General features: G+C 69.5%; 23 protein-coding genes. 15 read left to right on the top strand and 8 right to left on the bottom strand.

The window, feature by feature from the left end:
* The first annotated feature begins 99 nt into the window (after positions 1-99).
* Positions 100-1,506, top strand: a complete 1,407-nt coding sequence (locus PCA76_RS24240) for a flavin-containing monooxygenase (protein ID WP_272612749.1) — start codon at positions 100-102, stop codon at positions 1,504-1,506.
* A 14-nt stretch (positions 1,507-1,520) separates the two neighbouring features.
* Positions 1,521-2,315, top strand: a complete 795-nt coding sequence (locus PCA76_RS24235) for an alpha/beta hydrolase (protein WP_272619578.1) — start codon at positions 1,521-1,523, stop codon at positions 2,313-2,315.
* Positions 2,316-2,333: 18 nt separating this feature from the next.
* Here PCA76_RS24235 and PCA76_RS24230 read toward each other — a convergent pair whose 3' ends face one another.
* From PCA76_RS24230 to PCA76_RS24200, 7 genes are all read right to left on the bottom strand, one after another.
* Complete coding sequence (locus PCA76_RS24230; RefSeq protein WP_272612748.1) at positions 2,334-3,830, bottom strand: alpha,alpha-trehalose-phosphate synthase (UDP-forming); 1,497 nt, start codon at positions 3,828-3,830, stop codon at positions 2,334-2,336.
* A 158-nt stretch (positions 3,831-3,988) separates the two neighbouring features.
* Positions 3,989-4,840: a DUF308 domain-containing protein gene (locus PCA76_RS24225; protein ID WP_272612747.1), complete on the bottom strand. Its 852-nt coding sequence runs from the start codon at positions 4,838-4,840 to the stop codon at positions 3,989-3,991.
* Between the two features lie 199 nt (positions 4,841-5,039).
* Positions 5,040-6,296, bottom strand: coding sequence for a site-specific integrase (locus PCA76_RS24220; RefSeq protein WP_272612746.1), 1,257 nt, complete (start codon positions 6,294-6,296; stop codon positions 5,040-5,042).
* A complete protein-coding gene (locus PCA76_RS24215; RefSeq protein ID WP_272612745.1) occupies positions 6,293-6,589 on the bottom strand; it encodes a hypothetical protein in 297 nt (98 codons plus the stop codon). Before PCA76_RS24215 ends, PCA76_RS24220 begins: the two co-directional genes overlap by 4 nt.
* Positions 6,590-6,655: 66 nt before the next feature.
* Positions 6,656-7,225: a WhiB family transcriptional regulator gene (locus PCA76_RS24210; protein ID WP_272612744.1), complete on the bottom strand. Its 570-nt coding sequence runs from the start codon at positions 7,223-7,225 to the stop codon at positions 6,656-6,658.
* Complete coding sequence (locus tag PCA76_RS24205) at positions 7,222-7,365, bottom strand: hypothetical protein (RefSeq protein WP_272612743.1); 144 nt, start codon at positions 7,363-7,365, stop codon at positions 7,222-7,224. Before PCA76_RS24205 ends, PCA76_RS24210 begins: the two co-directional genes overlap by 4 nt.
* The gene (locus tag PCA76_RS24200) at positions 7,362-7,532 is read right to left on the bottom strand and encodes a hypothetical protein (RefSeq protein WP_272612742.1); all 171 of its coding nucleotides are present in this window, start codon (positions 7,530-7,532) and stop codon (positions 7,362-7,364) included. Before PCA76_RS24200 ends, PCA76_RS24205 begins: the two co-directional genes overlap by 4 nt.
* 516 nt (positions 7,533-8,048) lie before the next feature.
* Between PCA76_RS24200 and PCA76_RS24195 the strand changes: the two genes are divergently transcribed.
* The 11 genes from PCA76_RS24195 to PCA76_RS24145 all read left to right on the top strand — a co-directional run bounded on the left by PCA76_RS24195 (position 8,049) and on the right by PCA76_RS24145 (position 14,165).
* Complete coding sequence (locus PCA76_RS24195) at positions 8,049-8,267, top strand: helix-turn-helix domain-containing protein (protein ID WP_272612741.1); 219 nt, start codon at positions 8,049-8,051, stop codon at positions 8,265-8,267.
* Positions 8,264-8,497: a DNA-binding protein gene (locus PCA76_RS24190; protein ID WP_272612740.1), complete on the top strand. Its 234-nt coding sequence runs from the start codon at positions 8,264-8,266 to the stop codon at positions 8,495-8,497. The genes PCA76_RS24195 and PCA76_RS24190 overlap by 4 nt, the downstream gene beginning before the upstream one ends.
* A 35-nt stretch (positions 8,498-8,532) precedes the next feature.
* Positions 8,533-10,032 carry an AAA family ATPase gene (locus tag PCA76_RS24185; RefSeq protein ID WP_272612739.1) on the top strand — a complete coding sequence of 500 codons (1,500 nt, stop codon included), beginning with the start codon at positions 8,533-8,535 and terminating at the stop codon, positions 10,030-10,032.
* A 200-nt stretch (positions 10,033-10,232) separates the two neighbouring features.
* Positions 10,233-10,811, top strand: coding sequence for a hypothetical protein (locus tag PCA76_RS24180; RefSeq protein ID WP_272612738.1), 579 nt, complete (start codon positions 10,233-10,235; stop codon positions 10,809-10,811).
* A 141-nt stretch (positions 10,812-10,952) separates the two neighbouring features.
* Positions 10,953-11,483: a hypothetical protein gene (locus PCA76_RS24175; protein ID WP_272612737.1), complete on the top strand. Its 531-nt coding sequence runs from the start codon at positions 10,953-10,955 to the stop codon at positions 11,481-11,483.
* Positions 11,484-11,505: 22 nt separating this feature from the next.
* Positions 11,506-11,847: a hypothetical protein gene (locus PCA76_RS24170; protein WP_272612736.1), complete on the top strand. Its 342-nt coding sequence runs from the start codon at positions 11,506-11,508 to the stop codon at positions 11,845-11,847.
* A 252-nt stretch (positions 11,848-12,099) separates the two neighbouring features.
* Positions 12,100-12,489: a helix-turn-helix domain-containing protein gene (locus tag PCA76_RS24165; RefSeq protein WP_272612735.1), complete on the top strand. Its 390-nt coding sequence runs from the start codon at positions 12,100-12,102 to the stop codon at positions 12,487-12,489.
* Positions 12,467-13,009, top strand: a complete 543-nt coding sequence (locus PCA76_RS24160) for a hypothetical protein (protein WP_272612734.1) — start codon at positions 12,467-12,469, stop codon at positions 13,007-13,009. The genes PCA76_RS24165 and PCA76_RS24160 overlap by 23 nt, the downstream gene beginning before the upstream one ends.
* Positions 13,010-13,311: 302 nt before the next feature.
* On the top strand, positions 13,312-13,590 hold the full coding sequence (locus PCA76_RS24155; RefSeq protein WP_272612733.1) for a hypothetical protein: 279 nt from the start codon (positions 13,312-13,314) through the stop codon (positions 13,588-13,590).
* 3 nt (positions 13,591-13,593) lie between these two features.
* Entirely contained in the window at positions 13,594-13,971 is a 378-nt protein-coding gene (locus PCA76_RS24150) for a hypothetical protein (protein ID WP_272612732.1), read from the top strand.
* A 2-nt stretch (positions 13,972-13,973) separates the two neighbouring features.
* Entirely contained in the window at positions 13,974-14,165 is a 192-nt protein-coding gene (locus PCA76_RS24145) for a hypothetical protein (RefSeq protein WP_272612731.1), read from the top strand.
* Between the two features lie 128 nt (positions 14,166-14,293).
* Here PCA76_RS24145 and PCA76_RS24140 read toward each other — a convergent pair whose 3' ends face one another.
* Positions 14,294-14,638, bottom strand: coding sequence for a hypothetical protein (locus PCA76_RS24140; protein ID WP_272612730.1), 345 nt, complete (start codon positions 14,636-14,638; stop codon positions 14,294-14,296).
* Positions 14,639-14,902: 264 nt separating this feature from the next.
* Between PCA76_RS24140 and PCA76_RS24135 the strand changes: the two genes are divergently transcribed.
* Together PCA76_RS24135 and PCA76_RS24130 are read left to right on the top strand one after the other, a co-directional pair.
* The gene (locus tag PCA76_RS24135; protein WP_272612729.1) at positions 14,903-15,136 is read left to right on the top strand and encodes a GntR family transcriptional regulator; all 234 of its coding nucleotides are present in this window, start codon (positions 14,903-14,905) and stop codon (positions 15,134-15,136) included.
* Positions 15,137-15,307: 171 nt separating this feature from the next.
* Entirely contained in the window at positions 15,308-16,384 is a 1,077-nt protein-coding gene (locus PCA76_RS24130; RefSeq protein WP_272612728.1) for a hypothetical protein, read from the top strand.
* Positions 16,385-16,534 lie beyond the last annotated feature (150 nt).

Below are 16,534 nucleotides of genomic sequence, written 5' to 3'. Positions count from 1 at the left end.
GACCGTCGATTTGTCCGCGTCAGGGCTGGACATCCGGCTCGGTTGTGGAGAGGATTTCGCGGCGACCGGCACGCGTGCCGTACAAAAGGAGATGTCCCGGTGTCCACCTCCACCGACCACGGCCGGCCCGACCCGGAGGCGACCCCGTCCGCGCAGAGCGGCGACGGCCGTCCGGTCTCCGACCGGGGCGACACGGTCTGCGTCATCGGGGCCGGGGCCAGCGGCCTGACGGCCATCAAGAATCTGCGCGAGCACGGGTTCGGCGTCGACTGCTACGAGCGGGAGACGGGAGTCGGCGGCGCCTGGAACTGGCGGCACGACCGCAGCCCGGTGTACGCCAGCACCCACCTGCTGTCGTCGAAGCCGTTCACCCAGTTCCCCGACTTCCCCATGCCGGACTCCTGGCCGGACTACCCGCACCACAGCCAACTGCTGTCGTACTTCGAGCGGTACGCCGACCACTTCGACCTGCGCTCGCACATCTGGTTCGGCACCGAGGTCATCCGGGTTGAGCCCGCCGAGGGGGAGCGGTGGGACGTGACCACCCGCTCCACCGGCGGGTACGGCCCGGAGCGCACCTCCCGGTACGCCGCCGTGGTGATCGCCAACGGCCACAACTGGTCCCCGAAGCTGCCTCGCTACGAGGGGCTGGAGCAGTTCCGCGGCGAGATCATGCACGCCTCGTCCTACAAGGACCCGGCGCAGCTGCGCGGCAAGCGGGTGCTGGTGGTCGGTGCCGGCAACACCGGCTGCGACATCGCCGTCGAGGCAGCCCAGCAGGCATCGCGCTGCTGGCACTCCACCCGGCGCGGCTACTGGTACGCACCCAAGTACGTGCTCGGCCGCCCCGCCGACCAGGTGAACGACACCCTGCTGGCGCTGCGCGTGCCGCTGCGGGTGCGGCAGTGGCTCTACCACTGGACGATGCGGTTGACCGTCGGCGACCTGACCCGTTTCGGCCTGCCCAAGCCGGACCACCGGGTGTACGAGACGCACCCGATCGCGAACAGTCAGCTCGTCTACTACGTGGGCCACGGTGGGATCGGCCCGGTACCCGACATCGCCCGGTTCCACCCGTACGCGGTGGAGTTGGCCGACGGCCGTGAGATCGACCCCGAGGTGGTCATCTTCGCCACCGGCTACCTGCCGCGCTTCGAGTTCCTCGACGCGTCGGTGTTCGGTGACAGCGCAGGGGCTGGCCGGCCCACGCTGTGGCTCAACGCGTTCACCCCGGGGCATCCGACGCTGGCGGTCGCCGGCCTGGTGCAGCCGGATTCCGGCTTGTTCACCCTGTCGCACTGGCAGACGGTGCTCTTCGCCCGACTGCTGCGGGCCCGCCGGGACCGACCGGAGCGGGCCGCGGCGTTCGCGCAGCGGGTGCGCGAACGGGCTGGGGAGCGTTACTCCGGGCAGGTCAAGGACAGCAGCCGGCACTGGTTCGAGGTCGGCCACGCCGACTATCTGCGCGCCGTCCAGCGCGCCCTGGTCGACCTGGAGGGCAAGTGACTGAGCTGCGGATCATGCGGGGCCGGGAGTGGTCCCGCCCGGTCCGGCCGGCCCGTCGGGAGGTGCTCAGCGCCACCCCCGAGCTGGAGGAGGGGCGCCCGCCGCTGCTCTTCGTCCCCGGGTTCGGGCACGGCGCGTGGGCGTTCGCCGAGCACTGGTTGGGTCACGCCGCGTCGCGGGGCTTCCCGGCGTACGCGGTGAGCCTGCGCGGGCACGGTGGCAGCGAGCCGGCGCCGGAGGCGACGCTCCGGGCGTACGCCCATGACGTGGTCCAGGTGGCCGCGGGCCTGCCGCGCCAGGCGGTGCTGGTGGGGCACGGCGCCGGGGCCCTGGTGGTGGCGCACGCGTTGGCCCGCTACCCGGCGCGCGGCGCGGTGCTGGTGGCGCCGGTCTTCGGTGGGTGGGGAGTGCTGGGTGCGGCGCTGCGCCGCAACCCGGCGGGCACGCTGCCGGCGGTGTTCGGCGGGCCGCTCCGGCTCAACCGTGGGCAGTTGTTCAGCCGCGAGTTGCCCGACGAGGAGGCCCGGCGGTACGTCGGACGACTCGGTCGGGCGGGCCGGCGGGCGCAGTGGGCCCTGCTGGGTGAGCCGGAGGCCGAGCCGGCCGTGGGCGAGCCGCCGGTGCTGGTGCTGGGCAGCCCGGATGACCGGGTGGTGCCGGCGTCGACGTTGACCCGGGTGGCCCGCCGCTATGGGTCGGCCCCGCTGCTCTTTCCCGGTATGGGCCACGACCTGATGCTGGACGCGCGGTGGGCCGAGCCGATCGACGCGATCCTGGACTGGCTGGAGAAGGAGCCCGCGGCGCACTGACCCACCGGGCGGCCCAGGTCAGCCGCTGGTGTGGTGGCTGGCTGGGCTGCCGGTCGGGGTGGCCGGTCGGGGCACCCTGGTGGTGTCACCGGGGTCGGCGTCGGTGCTGGTCAGGAGGCGGACCAGGGCACCTCCCTCGTCCAGTGCGCGGAGGTAGGAGCGGACCCAGGCCCGGATGTCGTGCTGGTGCAGGTGGGCGCGCATGGCCTGCATCCGTTCGGTGATGTCGGCCGGGCTGGCCCGCAGCGCCGCACGGAGGCCCTGCTTGAGTCCTTCCAGGTCGTGCGGGTTGACCAGGTACGCCTGGGACAGCTCTGCGGCGGTGCCGGCGAACTCGCTGAGCAGCAGGGCGCCCGTGTCGTCCACCCGGGCGGCCACGTACTCCTTGGCGACGAGGTTCATCCCGTCGCGCAGCGGCGTCACCGCCATGACGTCGGCGACGCGGTAGAGCGCGGCCAGCTCGGCACGGTCGAAGGGCTGGGTGAGATAGTGGATCGCCGGCTCGCCGACCCGGCCGAACTCGCCGTTGATCCGGCCCACCTCGCGCTCGATCCGCTCCCGCAGGATCTGGTATTGGCCGACGCGTTCCCGGCTCGGCATCGCGACCTGCACCAGCACGGTGTCGCGGACCTTGACGTCGCCGTTGGCGAGCAGTTCGCTGTATGCCTTGAGCCGCTGCTCGATGCCCTTGGTGTAGTCCATCCGGTCCACGCTGAGGATGACCTGCCGGGGGTCGCCGAGGTCCTGACGTAGCCGGCGGGCCCGGGCGGCCACGTCCGGGCGGGCGGCGAGCGCGCCCATCTCGGCGGTGTCGATGGAGACCGGGAACGCGCCGATGCGGACGACCCGGTCGTCGATGCCGATGCGCCGGTCGGTGGCGGGCAGCTCCAGCACCTTGGTCACCAGTTGGGCGAAGTTGTGCGCCGCCTGGGCGCGCTGGAAGCCGACCAGGTCGGCGCCGAGCATGCCGCGCAGCAGTTCGGCGCGGCGGGGCAGCTGCATGAACAGCTCCGGCGGTGGGAACGGCACGTGCAGGAAGAACCCGATGCGCAGGTCCGGGCGGAGCGCCCGCAGTTGGCCGGGCACCAGGTGCAGGTGGTAATCCTGCACCCAGACCACGCCGCCCGGCTCGGCCACCTCGGCGGTCGCCTCGGCGAAGCGCTGGTTGACCCGCTGGTACGCCTCCCACCACCGGCGGTGATGCTGCGGTTGCTCCACGGCGTCGTGGTAGAGCGGCCAGAGGGTGGCGTTGGCGAATCCCTCGTAGTGGTCGCGCAGGTCTTCCGGGCTGAGCGCGACGGTGTGCATCCGGACGCCGTCCACGTCCGGCAGGGTGGGGGCCGGCCCGGTGCCGCCGGCCCAGCCGACCCAGGTCGCCGGGGCGTGCCGCAGGAGCGGGTGCAGCGCGCTGACCAGCCCACCTGGGCTGCGGCGCCACTCGCAGGCACCGTCGGGCGCCTGGCTGTCGTCGATGGGGAGGCGGTTGGCCACCACCACGAGGGAACTCTGTCGCATCTCGGGCATTCCGATCAGCAGAGGACTGACCGCCGCGAGCAAGGAAAAACCGGTCAGTCAGCGGGGGAAGTGACGTACAGCGGTATTCCTACTGACAGTAAGTTACACCACTGTTACGGCCCCGGCGGGTCGCTGTTGTCCCGGGATGCGGGCCGGCCTCAGACGACGGCGCCGTTGTCCGGGTCGTCGTCGTCCTCGTCGCCGGGGCGCAGCCGCCAGATCAGCGTGACGAAGCCGGCCAGAATGCCGGTGAACCCGAACAGGGTGACCGCCGACTTGTCCACCGGGACCAGCCACGGGAAGAGGAAGAGCACGAACCCGACGACGACACCGAGCACGCCGACCACGGCGTACTTGCTGAAGCGGGGCAGCGGAGGCGGCGGGGGCGGGTGGTATCCCTCGTCGTCCTCGTCGTCGGGCAGGTCGGCGCCGAACGTGTCCAGCCCGTCCAGCAGCGACGGCTCATCCGGCCGCGTGCCACGCCCGACGGAAATCCCGGAGATGTCGGTCGCGGACGGTAGCCGGCGGACGTCGGTGGCGGTCGGACCGGGCTCGTCGGACCCGGAGCGGGCCAAGGGACCAGCGGTCGGCTCGTCGAGGGTGTCCCGTTCGTCCACGTCCTCCGAGGCCGGCCAGGGGCGTTCGCCGACCGTGGCGGAGGTGTGGAAGCCCGCCACGATCCGCGCCCACTCGGCGTCGATGTCCGGTTCGTCGCGGGCTGGCGGCTGCTCCGGAGCGGTCTCGTCGGAGAGTTGGGTCAGGTAGTCCCGTGCGGTGGTCAGGTGCGAGCGGTCGACGTAGAGCCGGTCGACCGGCCGGGCCGGAACGGTGGTGGTGCGGGTCACCGGGTTGAGGTCGGCGGAGGGCTGCAGGTAGGCGGCGATCCCGCCGGCGGCCAGCACGTCGAGCAGGTGCTCGCCGACGCGCGGATCGACGTCGCCGACGACGGCGTACTCGTTCGCGTCGAGCCCGTTGTCCCGCCGTCCCCGGCGGGCCCCACCCGCTGACACCCGGACATCCCCCTTTAACGCGCCTTCCGGCGCGGCCGCCCCTGCCCCTCGGCGCCCGTCCGCACGCCGTGCTCTGAATCGTGACACGTCAGGGCATGGTTCCGGGAGTGCGTTGTGTCGCGTCTTCCAAAGTCAGAGCCCCTGCCGCTGGTCACGGCAGGGGCTCTTTGTCCGTTCTTGCTAGGGGAGCGTTAGGGAACTAGCCGGTCGCGGCCCTGCTGGCGAGCTTTTCGCCCACCAAATCGGCCACCCGGCGGTGTGTCTCCGGGTACAGGTGGGCGTAGAGCTGCAGGGTCGTCCGGACGTTCGCGTGACCCATCACCTTCGACAGCATCTCGATCGGCACCCCCGCGTCCGCCGCGATCGACGCGAACGTGTGCCGCAGGTCGTGGAACCGCAGCGGCGGCAGCTCGGCCTGCCGAGCCCGCTTCGCGAACACCCGCCCGACCGTGTCCGGGAACAGCGGCTTCCCGTCCTCGTGGGTGAACACCCACCCCCGGTCGTTCCAAGCCCCTTCCCAGGCGAGCCGCTCTCGGTTCTGCTGCGCCCGCCACTGCCGCAGGACGGCGACCGTCCCCGGGAACAGCGGGACGGTCCGCTCACCCGATCGGGTCTTCGGGTGGTCGACCACCGAGACTGCCCCGGCGACGGTCACCCGCTGCCGCCACACCCGGGCTGTCCCGGTGTCCAGGTCGACGTCCGCCCAGCCGAGGGCGAGCAGCTCCCCCCGGCGCAGCCCCGTGTGTACTGCGAGGTGGATCAACGGGGCCAGGCGGTCGGACTGCCGGTCGAGCCAGTCGAGGAACTGCCGGGCCTGGTCGGGGGTCCATGGGCGGACCTCGGTGGGTCGCCACGTCGGCAGCTCCGCGTGCGGGGCGACGTTCCGGGGGACCAGCCCGGCTTTCTCCGCGCTGCGCAGGCAACCCGACACCACCCCGTGCATCCGGACGATGCTGGCGGGGGAGATCGACGGGGGGACCTTCCGGCCGTCCTTGGTCGCCTCCGCGACCTGCGCCCGCCGGTCCCGCAGGATCGCCCCGTACGCCCGGGTCAGGTGGTACCCGGTCAGCTCGGTCAGCTTGTACCGGCCGAGCTGGGGGACCAGGTGCAGCCGCAGGGCGTCGGTGTGGGCTCGGGCGCTGGACGGTTTCAGCTCGCCCCGTTCGATCTTCCCGGCCAACCATTCGGCGGACCAGCCAGCGAAGGTCGTCCGGGGGTTCGCGCTGATCTTCCCGTCCCGGTCGGCGGTCCCAACCTCCTCGCGGGCTTTCATCGCCTCCCGGCCGGTCTGGAACCCGCCCTTGGTGACCTGCCGGCGGCGGCCGTCTGGCCCGGCGGGCAGCTCGATGTGGAACGCCCAGCGGTGCTCGGCGCACCTGTTGGCGGGGCAGTCGCGGTTGCACCGCTGGTACACCCCGGCGATCTTCTGCTGGCGGTACACGAACGGCCGGTTCACCGCTGGTTCCTCCTTGTCTTGCGGGTGTTGATCGGGGTGCCTTCGACTCCTGCCGGGAGGGGCTGCCCGGCGGGGGTGTCCTGGTCGTGCCCGTACTCGGCGGCTGCCGGTCGGGGGCCGTAGGCGAAGCTGTCGATGGCGTTCATCAGCTCCGCGAGGTCGGCGCTGGTCAGTTCGGGGTAGCCGTGCCGCAGCAGGACGACCCGCAGGTCGAGCAGCAGGCCGTACGACAGCCGGTGGTCGGGTTCGTGGCGGGGGACTGGGTAGTTCGTGCTGGTGGGTAGGTTGTCCACGGGTCGCCTCCTGTTAGGCGGTCAAGGCCCCGGGTTGGTGGTGGTGCACCGTCCCGGGGCCGTCTTCTATTGGGGCTGCGCGGTTGGTGCCTGTTGGGCTTCTTTGGCGGCCTGCAGCCGTACGAGGACGAGCCGATAATTGAGGTCGAGTTTCCCGGAGATCGCCGCAACCGATAAACCCTGTTGGCGCAGTTCGGCACAGAGACGAACTTGTGCTGCTCGCTCCGACTTATCAAAGCGCGGGGAGCTGCTTTGACCAGGGTTGGAATGCACTTCAATCTCCGCATTGCGCAGGGCGCTATCCAGTTCGTCTTGTGCGACGGCCCCCGACCAAGCGTCTCCAGGCTGGATCTTTCCCTGTCGAATTAGGTACCGTTCAGCAGGGGTGGTGCCGCCCCAAACACCGTGCCGATCCCTGTCAGGGGACATCACCAAGACGAATTGCAGACACTCAGCCCTCCACCGACAGGGAGTGGTGTTGCAGATCGCTTTCGCGGCGTGCTCTTTGGCCGCACGGAAAAACAGGCTTGGATCCGTCTCCTTGCACGCCTGACCGGCCCGGCCCACGAATTTCGGCAGTAGCCGGCCGGGCTGATACCAAACGTCGGCGGGGTCTTTGCCTTGCTGATTGGTCAACTGCTGCTCCTGTGACGGGGGCCGGCGGTCGGGGTGGGCGGGGTCGTTGCCGCCCTGGCCGGGGTGGGCTGCGGTTCGGGCCGCAGCGCGAGCGCGACGGCGACCCGTTCGGCCAGCCAGTCGCGCGGCTCGGCCTTCACTTCGCGGTCTCCTGGTCGCGGCGGCTTAGGTATTCGGTGATCGCCTCGCGGATCAGGAAGTTGACCGGCCGTCGGTCCTGCTGGCCGAGCTGTTCGAGGTCGGTCTTCATCGGGGTGGGCAATAGAAGCCACACCTTGGCGTCGTTGCGCGGTTCGGTGGGGTCCATTCGGTGCTCCTCGAATTGGGTTCTATTTGCGGAGCCCTTGCCGCCCAGGGTGGGTAGGCGACAAGAGCCCCGCAGGAAAATCCCACCACTGGATCGCATCCGGACACAATCCTGTGCAGATACAGATGAGTCACATAGGGGAGAAGTTTCGCCGGTTTGTGGTCCACACCACTCGCTGCAGGGGGGCGGTTTGCCCGTTTCACGTGGAACAGAACACGCGGCGCGGCACACGCTGTGCGTGGCCTAGCGAACATGGTCCCGGAACGGTGCAGCCTGATTTACTTGGAGCAGTTCCGGCGAGGAACTGAGCGTCAGCGGTCCAAAGAGTGGCGAGCCCAAACGAACGGGCTCCCGCCAGCGTCGGACCAGAGAGAGCGTCCTGCAGAGAACGGACGCCGCTGCCGAGAGCAACACCCCCACGTCGAGCTGCCCGCCGAACCACAAAGACGGTCACCCAAGGACGACGCAGGAGTCTCGGCAAGCACGCTCCCGAAGCCACACCTCGGGGGTCTCTCCATGGCAACAAAACACGTGTTCAGCGGCGCGAACCTACGCGCCAGGCGGAAAACCGCCGGCTACACGCAAGACAGTCTCGGACAGAAGCTCGGGACGCGACGGACCAACGTCAACCGGTGGGAGAACAACCAACGCTCGCCGCAGCCGCCGGTCCTGCTCCAGCTCGCCGAAGTGCTCGACTGCCAGGTCGGCGACCTGTTCGAGGCGGTGGCCGAGTGAACGTCACCGTCCCCACCATCGACCAAGTCCGCGACTTCTCGGTGACCGTCGACCTGCGCACCGCCGGCAGTTGCTTCGGCATCGGCCGCGATCTGTCCTACGACCTCGCCCGGCAAGGTGCGTTCCCGGTCCCCGTCCTGCGGCTCGGCCGTCGGCTGGTCGTCACCCGGGCCGCGCTACTCCAGGCGCTCGGAGAGGCCACCGAAACCCCGGACGGGGGTGCCCAGTGAGCCGGGACCGACCGCAGGCAGCAGAAAGCCCCCAGATGGCCGGATCCCGTAACGACCACCTGAGGGCTGACTGGAACAACACCCAGAACGACAACCAAGGCGAAACCGAGGCAAGATCAATTGTACCAGGACAAACGTCGACTGAGGACGGTCTGCTCGGGCTCGCACCCGAGCGGTACTCCGAGCTGCACCGCCAGCGAGACGAGTGGGTTGCCGAGAAGCGGACCCAATTCCTCACGAAGTGGCCCGACGCGACCGACGACGACTGGCAGCACCAAACCCAGATGTGGAGCTTCTACGACGGGTGCACCGCCGACGAGACCCTTCGCTTCTTCCGAGCCTGGACCGGTTGGGCTGCCAGCCCCAACAGCCGGCAGGGGCGAGAGTCGTGGGCCGAGTCGTTCCCAAACCAGCCGCCCGCCCTGCTCCCCGAAGCCCAAGCCGTATGGGACGCAGCGGAAGCCGCCCGGGAGCAGGAACGGCACGCCCAAGTCGTCCGGGAGAAGGTCAAGACCAAACGGGTCGACCGGGACGCGGACAAGCTCCTGCGAGACGAACTGTTCGCCCAGACCTGGCGGGAGCCCGCCAGCCACGGCACCCTCGCCGAAGAGCTGCTACTGCCCGACCCCGAGGTCACCTACCGGGTCGACCGGCTGATGCCCGTCGACGGAAACGTCACCCTCACCGCCCAGTACAAGACCGGCAAGACCACCATGGTCAATGAGCTGGTCCGCAGCCTGGTCGACAACCAGCCGTTCCTCGGTCAGTACCAGGTCAACCCCGACGGCGGGCGGGTCGCGATCTTCAACTACGAAGTCGCCGAGCCGATGTACCGCCGGTGGCTCCGGGACCAGCAGATCGAGAACCCCGACCGGGTGGTCGCGCTGCACCTGCGGGGGAAGCGCCTGCCGCTGACCAGCCCGCAGGTTGAAGACTGGGTCGTCCGGTGGCTGTCCGAGCGGGAAGTCACCGTCTGGGTGGTCGACCCGTTCGCCAGGGCGTACGTCGGCTGCGGCGAAGAGAACGACAACACCGCCGTCGGGGCGTTCCTCGACACCCTGGACGTGATCAAGGACCGGGCTGGCGTCCGAGAGCTGATCCTGCCGCTGCACACCGGCCGAGCCGAGCAACAACGGGGCGAGGAACGGGCGCGGGCGGCGACCCGACTAGACGACTGGGCCGACGCCCGGTGGGTCCTAACCCGGGACACCAAGACCGACCACCGGTTCCTGTGGGCCGACGGGCGAGACGTCAAAGTCCAGGAGCAGCGGCTCAGCTTCGACCAGCAGACCCGCCGGTTGACCGCCGAGGGCGAGGGGACCGGCCGCGCGGCGACCCGAGACGACGAACTCGACGGCCGCATCATCGCGGCAGTCACCGCCGAGCCCGGGATCGGAAAGAACGAGCTGCATGACCGGCTCGGAGGCGACAAGGTGGCCGTCCGCAGCGCGGCCGACAGGCTCGTCCAAGCCGGGCGGCTCAAGAAGATCATCGGAGCGAACAAGAAGCACCACCTCCACCCACCCACCACCTAAGTGGGTCGGTGGGTTGCGGTGGGTTGCGGTGGGTTGCAACCCACCGCGCCACGGGGAGTGGTGGTGGTGGGTTGTCTAAGAACGACAACCCACCCACCCACCACCCACCCGATCCCGATGGCTTGCGCCGCACCAACCCACCTGGCCCGCCCAGACAACTCCAACCCCAAAAACCCGACCAGAAAAGAGCACACCCAGCCATGGACACCAACCTCCACGTCCTCGAAGGCACCCCCAACAACCCCCGGAAGATCGACTACAACGGCAAACCCGCCTTCCAATTCCTGCTCACCTCCACCGACACCGGCACCGACGACACCCCCCAGCCGGCACTGGTCGTACTGGCACTGGTCGTAGGAAACCTCGCCTCGCGCCTCGCCCGAATCAGCAAGGACGCCAAGCCCCGCGCCTGGACGGTCGTCGGCAGGACCGAGACCACCACCACCCAGGACGACGACGGCAACTACCGCACCGCCGACCAGTTCGTCATCGATCAAATCTGCGAACTCGACGGCTGGACCCGCTGGGAAACCCAAGGCTTCCACCCCGCCAACCTCGCCCACATCGCCAACCCCGGAGGCGACCTGCCCGTCGGGGTGGTCACCGAGGCCGAGCTGTACGTCGACCGCCGCAGACTGGCCGTCAAGCCCACCGGCCGGACCCGCCAACGAGTCGCATTCAGCACCGCCAACGGGACCGTCACCGTCGACCCCGCCAAGCCCGTATACCTCACACCGCAGACCCAGCAGGTCAACGTCAAGCTCGACCCCGACTACTGACCAACACGCACCCCCGCCCCAGCACGAGAAAGCCACTTCCTCCGAGCCCGACTGGCGATCCTCGCCCACCAGATCGCCCAACTCACGCGACACTGACCAGGCGCAGCCTCGCACCCAACCGACACGAGAAAGCGAGACGAGATGACCACGTACGACCCCGACCGCGAATGGCAATTCACCTACCACCCCAACAACTACACCCGCACCGTCCCTCTGGAACTGCATTGGGAACTCGAAGGCGACCCCATCACCGGCGACTATCTCCTCAGCGAGATCACCGCCGCCGAACTTTGGGATCAATGGATCAAGCACTACATCGACCAGCGCAACGACGCCCGCCAAGACCCCCACACCGTCCGCATCCTCTGGTCGGTCCACGGCCCGGGAACCGCCGAAGCCGCCCCCTTCCAGACCTGGGACAGCCGGCTGTACCCCGGCGGCAACGACGACTTCCTCACCCACTACACCTGGCCCATCGACCCCACGAGCCGCGAACGCCTCCAGTGGACCCGGCTGCCCGTAGTCGACAAGCTCTGGCGGCCTGGCCAGGCCGACAAGGGTGGCTTTATTCAGGAACACACCGGCTGGAAGCCCTCGCCCCTCCAGCCCACGGTCAACATCGACCACATCGCCCAAGCAGCCGGCACCACACGGCCAGACCCCGTCGAATAGGCCAGCCGGAGGACCACAACCCATGCAAATCGAACCGCCCCACCCCCGCTGGCACGGAGAGATCGGCAACGTCCGAGGGGTCGACTTCACCAACTGGGCCGACTGGGCAACAGACGCCGGCCACGACCCGAACCAACTCATCTGCATCAACATCAAGCCTGGGACGCACCGACTCAAAATCCGCCACCAGCTCATCCGCTGGTGCTTCGACAACGGCGTCTACGTCAACGACGGGCCGATCGACCACCACGGGCACGCCTGGACAATCATCCGCCGCGAACACCTTGACCAAGTCACCGCCTGGGCCGCCCAACAAGGCTGGGCACGAAGCCTCGAAGCCCGAGAACTGCACCTCGCCGAGTAGACCGCACTTGCTGCCGGCTTCTCGCAGGCCGCAGGCCGGGGCCTGGTCGGTGCCCCTCTCTGGCGGGTCCGAGCAGGATTTGGCCTAGTGCTTGCCCTAACAACGGGGCTTCCGCCGCAGGTCAGACCGGGTCGGACGTGTCAGGAGCCCCCGCACGGCGGGGTGCTGGGTGCCCATCGGTGACGTCTGGATGTGGTTTTCTTGACGCGCAAGTTGATCTTGAGAGGGGGCGAGGTGGCTGCGAAGACGGCAATGGAGCGCGCGACGCAGGAGCTTCGGGTGTTGGAGCTGCGCCGCAGGGGTGTCACGTACGAGCAGATCGCGGCGGAGATGGGCATCAGCCGGCGGACGGTCGAACGCCGGTACCAGGAGGCGCTGCAGAGGGTCGGGTCGGACACGGCCGAGCAGGTCCGGCGGGAGGCGGAAGACCAGATCTACACGGTGCGGCGATACGCGTACGACCTGTTGGACCTGCCGAATCTGACGGTGAGCGAGCGGTCCAACGTGCTGCGGCTGGTGTTGCAGTGCAACCGGGAGCGCGTCGATTTGCTCGGGGCGAAGTGGCCGTCGCACATGATCGCGACGTTGGAGATCGAGGCGAACGGTCTGGAGGTGCCCGGTGGCGCTCGTTCTGCCAGGTAAGCGGCGCACGACGCACAACGTCTGCGGGTTGACCTGCCCGGATTGGTGGGCGACCCGCCGGGCGGATGAGCGGGAGCTGATGACGATGTTGCACGAGGCGCAGCGGCGGGTGGCGGTCCGGGAGGGCCGTCCGGACCCGGGGCCGTTTGTGGAGCCGAGGAGGCCGTGCACGGAGGCGTCCCGGAAGCGGGCGGCTCGGGAGTCCGCCGCACAGTTGGCCGAGCTGGAGCAGGCGGTCACGCAGCGGCACCAGGAGCTGCGGGCCGGGTTGGCGTGGTCGCCGCTGTTGGGCACTCCGGCGGAGCCGCCGCAGCCCGCGCCAGAGCCGGTGAGGCCGAAGCGTCGGGAGACCGCTCCGGAGCGCTCGGCGGGCGGAACCCGCCCTGACCCCCGGGAGCCGGTTCCTGTGGCTCCGGAGGCCACGGAAGACCCCACACCGACCCCACCGAAGAAGCGACCCCGCCGCCCTGCAGGGTTCATCGACTCGATCGACACCGTCCCGGGTAGTCGGCGGCGGTGACCGTCGCACCACCTCAGGGCCGGTGACCAGCTCGGCCCGTGCGTCCCAACCCGATGTTGCGGTAGAATTAGCACAGACGTGCGAACCCCGGTTAAGTCGACCCGGAGCGTTGCCGCACCACCGCCCAGCCCGGCGGAGGTCCCGCAGCGACGACGACAACCGGCCCCCGCCCGAACCGCAGACCGTGCCCAGAACGCCGGTCGGCCCGGCTCAACAGAGCCCGCCCGACTCGCACCCTCGCCACGTCGCCCAGGGGCAACCAACCCAACACCCAATCGAACTATATGGACGAGGCGAGGCAGATGAGTTTGCAAGACAACGCGACCGCCGCCCTGGGCTGGGCGACCGCCCGAGAGCAGGAGTTGCAGGCAGAGCTGGCCGTCGCCCACCAGGTGCGGATCCTGGTCGAGGCGAAGATGGCCGAGCTGCAGCACCCGAAGTGCGAGAACCGCCGCGCCCAGGAGCGCGAGGTCCCCGACGTGTTCGTAGCGCGACAGATCAACAGCCTGAGCACCGAACTGACCGGGGTGCGCCAGGTCAAGTGCCTGGCCGAGTGGGCGCTTGCCCCGCAGGAGGGCTGAACGGTGTCGATGACCAGAAGCGGGTACGTCCCCTCGCCGAGCGAGCAGGAGGCGATGGTCCGGCGGTACATCGCCGGGCAGCAGGAGCAAACGGAGCGGCTGCACCCGTCGCCGGCTGAGTTGCTGCGCCGGGACCTGGAGATGAACGAGCGCGGGATGCGGCAGGTGCTCGGCAGCAGCGAGGACGGCCGGGAGTGGGCGCGGGAGGCGGCGGCAAAGGAGCCGGCCGGCAGTTACGCGCCGGAGGTCCCGCGCGCCCCGTGGCTGACGAAGGCGGGTGGCCGTGTGGGGCGGAATCTCGACCGGGAGCCGGTGCCGCCGCCGGAGGGTTGGGCGGCGCGGGCTGCCCGGGTTCAAGACGACCAAGACGAGGAGTGGTGACCATGGGCAAGGTTGTTCGGGGAGGTCAGCGTTCGGCGAGGGCGACCCCGCTGGGCAAGGTCCAGCCGACGGAGGACGTCGCGGCGGCCGGTCGGGCGCTGGACCGGGAGCGGTCGACCAAGGACGCGGCGGATGCCCGTGGCCGGGCGGCGCACACGAAGACGGTCGAGGGTACGCAGCACGCGACCTCCTGACCGGCACAGACTCCGGCCCCCGTCTCCTGCTGCTCCTTCCAGCAGGGCGGGGGCCGGTCCGTGTCCCCGTTGGGGTCGTCGTGGGGTCTCCCGTGGCTCCCGGCGGCTTCCCGCCGCCCGGCGGGGTGTCAGGGCGGGGTCGGGCGGCGCGGCGCGGGGGAGGGCTTCCGAGACGGGTCCGGTTGCCGGTGCCGGTGGGTGGCCTGGTTCGCCCGCCCCCGCACCGGAACCGGCCGACCCTGCGGCGGCGGCTCGGCCAACAGCCGCAACCCCTCCTTGCGGACGAACAACTCCCGGCGGGCGAGCGCCTCGCCCCGGCTGTCGAGCTGGTACCCCTCCAGCCAGACCCAACCGTCGTAGGTGATCCGGTCGGCCAGCACCTTGATTAGCCGGAACCGGAACGGGATGGCGAACTGGACCGACGCGGCGCGGTCGATGTGCAGCAGGTCGCCGGCCTTCAACCCGGTCACCATGGGCGGGTCTTCCGCCACGCGGCGATCTGCGCTCGGGCCATGGCCAACCCGGGGCACCAGCCGCCGGGGTGGCACTCCCGGCACCGTTGTCCTCGGTGGGCGTCGATGCGGGTCCCGGCGATCTGCACGAGGAACGGGACCTCTCTGACCTGCGGCAACACGGCGGCCTCCTCGACAGCTTGTATCTAACTATGACTTAAGTCAAAGCTTGACCTAAGTCGGATCTTGTGGTAACTGATGGGTTTGACGGTTAGTGTCTGGGCCGTGCCCTACGAGCAGGCGGAGTACCGGCGGATCGCCGACTTGATCACCGAGCGGATCAGGTCCGGCGAGTTAAAGGCGCACGACAAACTGCCGTCCACCTCGGAGCTATCCGAAGAACACCATGTCTCGTGGGCGACCGTCAATCGCGCGTTTGGCCTGCTACATGACCGTGGGCTGGTCTACGGCCGACAGGGCAAGGGTGTGTTCGTGGCCGAGGGGCGCGACTCCAAGTAGCTGCCGCCCACGGTTTCCGGCCGGCTGTTGTCGCCCCGCCGGGCAGCAGGGCTTGCCCGTTTAGGCCGATGTTCCTCCAACCCGGAGAGTCGCTCAGGTCACGAGCCTGCGGTGTCGTACCCAGCCAGTACCGTGCTGGTCGATGACCACGAGCGATCCGGAGAGGCCGGCATGGCGAGCGGGTTCAAGATCAACAAGCAGGGCATCCGGAAGATGATGAAGGAGATCGAGCGGGAGGTGGCGAAGACGCCAGTGCGAGTGCCGATAAACGCAGAGACAGCCAGGGCCGGGCTCGCGGATGGCGGTGGAGGTGGCCTCGGGGTCGTCGCAGGCTCCGAACTGGGCCTTGTCGCCGGATTCCTCCTCGACTGGCTGTTCGTGCTGCAGAAGGCGCAGCGGGGGGCGTGGCCGTCCATCAGCCAGTTGGTGGAGGAGACCGGCAACCAGGAGTTCCTGCCCATGGTCGAGTCGCAGGTGGACGTCGCGGTCGATGCCCTGGTTCAGGACGACCTCGTCAAGGAAGCCAAGTCGATGGGGCGGTTTGGCATGATCCGACGCATCAGCTTGACGGACGTCGGGAACCGCGAAGCCGCCCAGCGGGTCGAGCGTCGGAGGGACAACCGCGCCCGTCGCAGTGCCTGCCGGGACGCGGTTCTGCGGTGGGTATACGAGCAGGACGCGAACGGCGAGCCGACCGACATTGCCGAGATCGTCAGCAGCCCGTATGGCTGGTTCAACGGAGCGCAGTTCAGCGCGACCGACCTGGTGGAGGCGGTCCGGTTCCTCCGGGAGCGGCGGCTGTTGGGCGGGACCGACGAGACCCCGACCATCGAGCCGGCCGGGACCGAGTGCATCGAGCAGTACGGAGGGGTCGTGGACTACCTGAACCGGGGTGACGGCGCGGGCGTGAACGTCACCGTGATGGGCGACAACAAGGGCCAGCTCGCTGTGGCGAACCGGGACGTTGCCCAGAGCCAGACCAACACCAACCAGGTCGAGGCGCTCGCGATCTTCGCGAAGGCCCTTCGCGAGTTCGGTCAGCTCCTCCCACCCGAGCAGCAGCCCGAGTACGAGGAGGTCGCCACCGCCCTGGAGCGGGAGGCGGCGAAGGCTGCGCCGAACAAGAGCTGGGTCCAAGGGTTGATCGGCCGCGCGAAGGACCTGTTGGAGGGTGCTCCGGAGAACCTGCACAACCTGGCTCAGGTGACGAAGGTCGTGCTCGACATTTACAACCAGGGCTTGAGCTGATCTGAGGACGCACCTAGCCGTTAGGCCCAGAGCTAGGGAACGGAGCCGGACGGGCGGCGACGGAGCCGTACGGAGCCGGATCGTCGGGCGACGGAGCCGAAGTCAGACGGCCTAAGCCGGACGGAGCCGGACCGGGCCGGACGGCAGACG

The sequence above is a fragment of the Micromonospora sp. LH3U1 genome (genome assembly GCF_028475105.1).
Taxonomy (GTDB): Bacteria; Actinomycetota; Actinomycetes; order Mycobacteriales; family Micromonosporaceae; genus Micromonospora.
The sequence above is the reverse complement of the archived record's forward strand: the minus strand, read 5'-3'. Positions and strand labels throughout refer to the sequence as shown.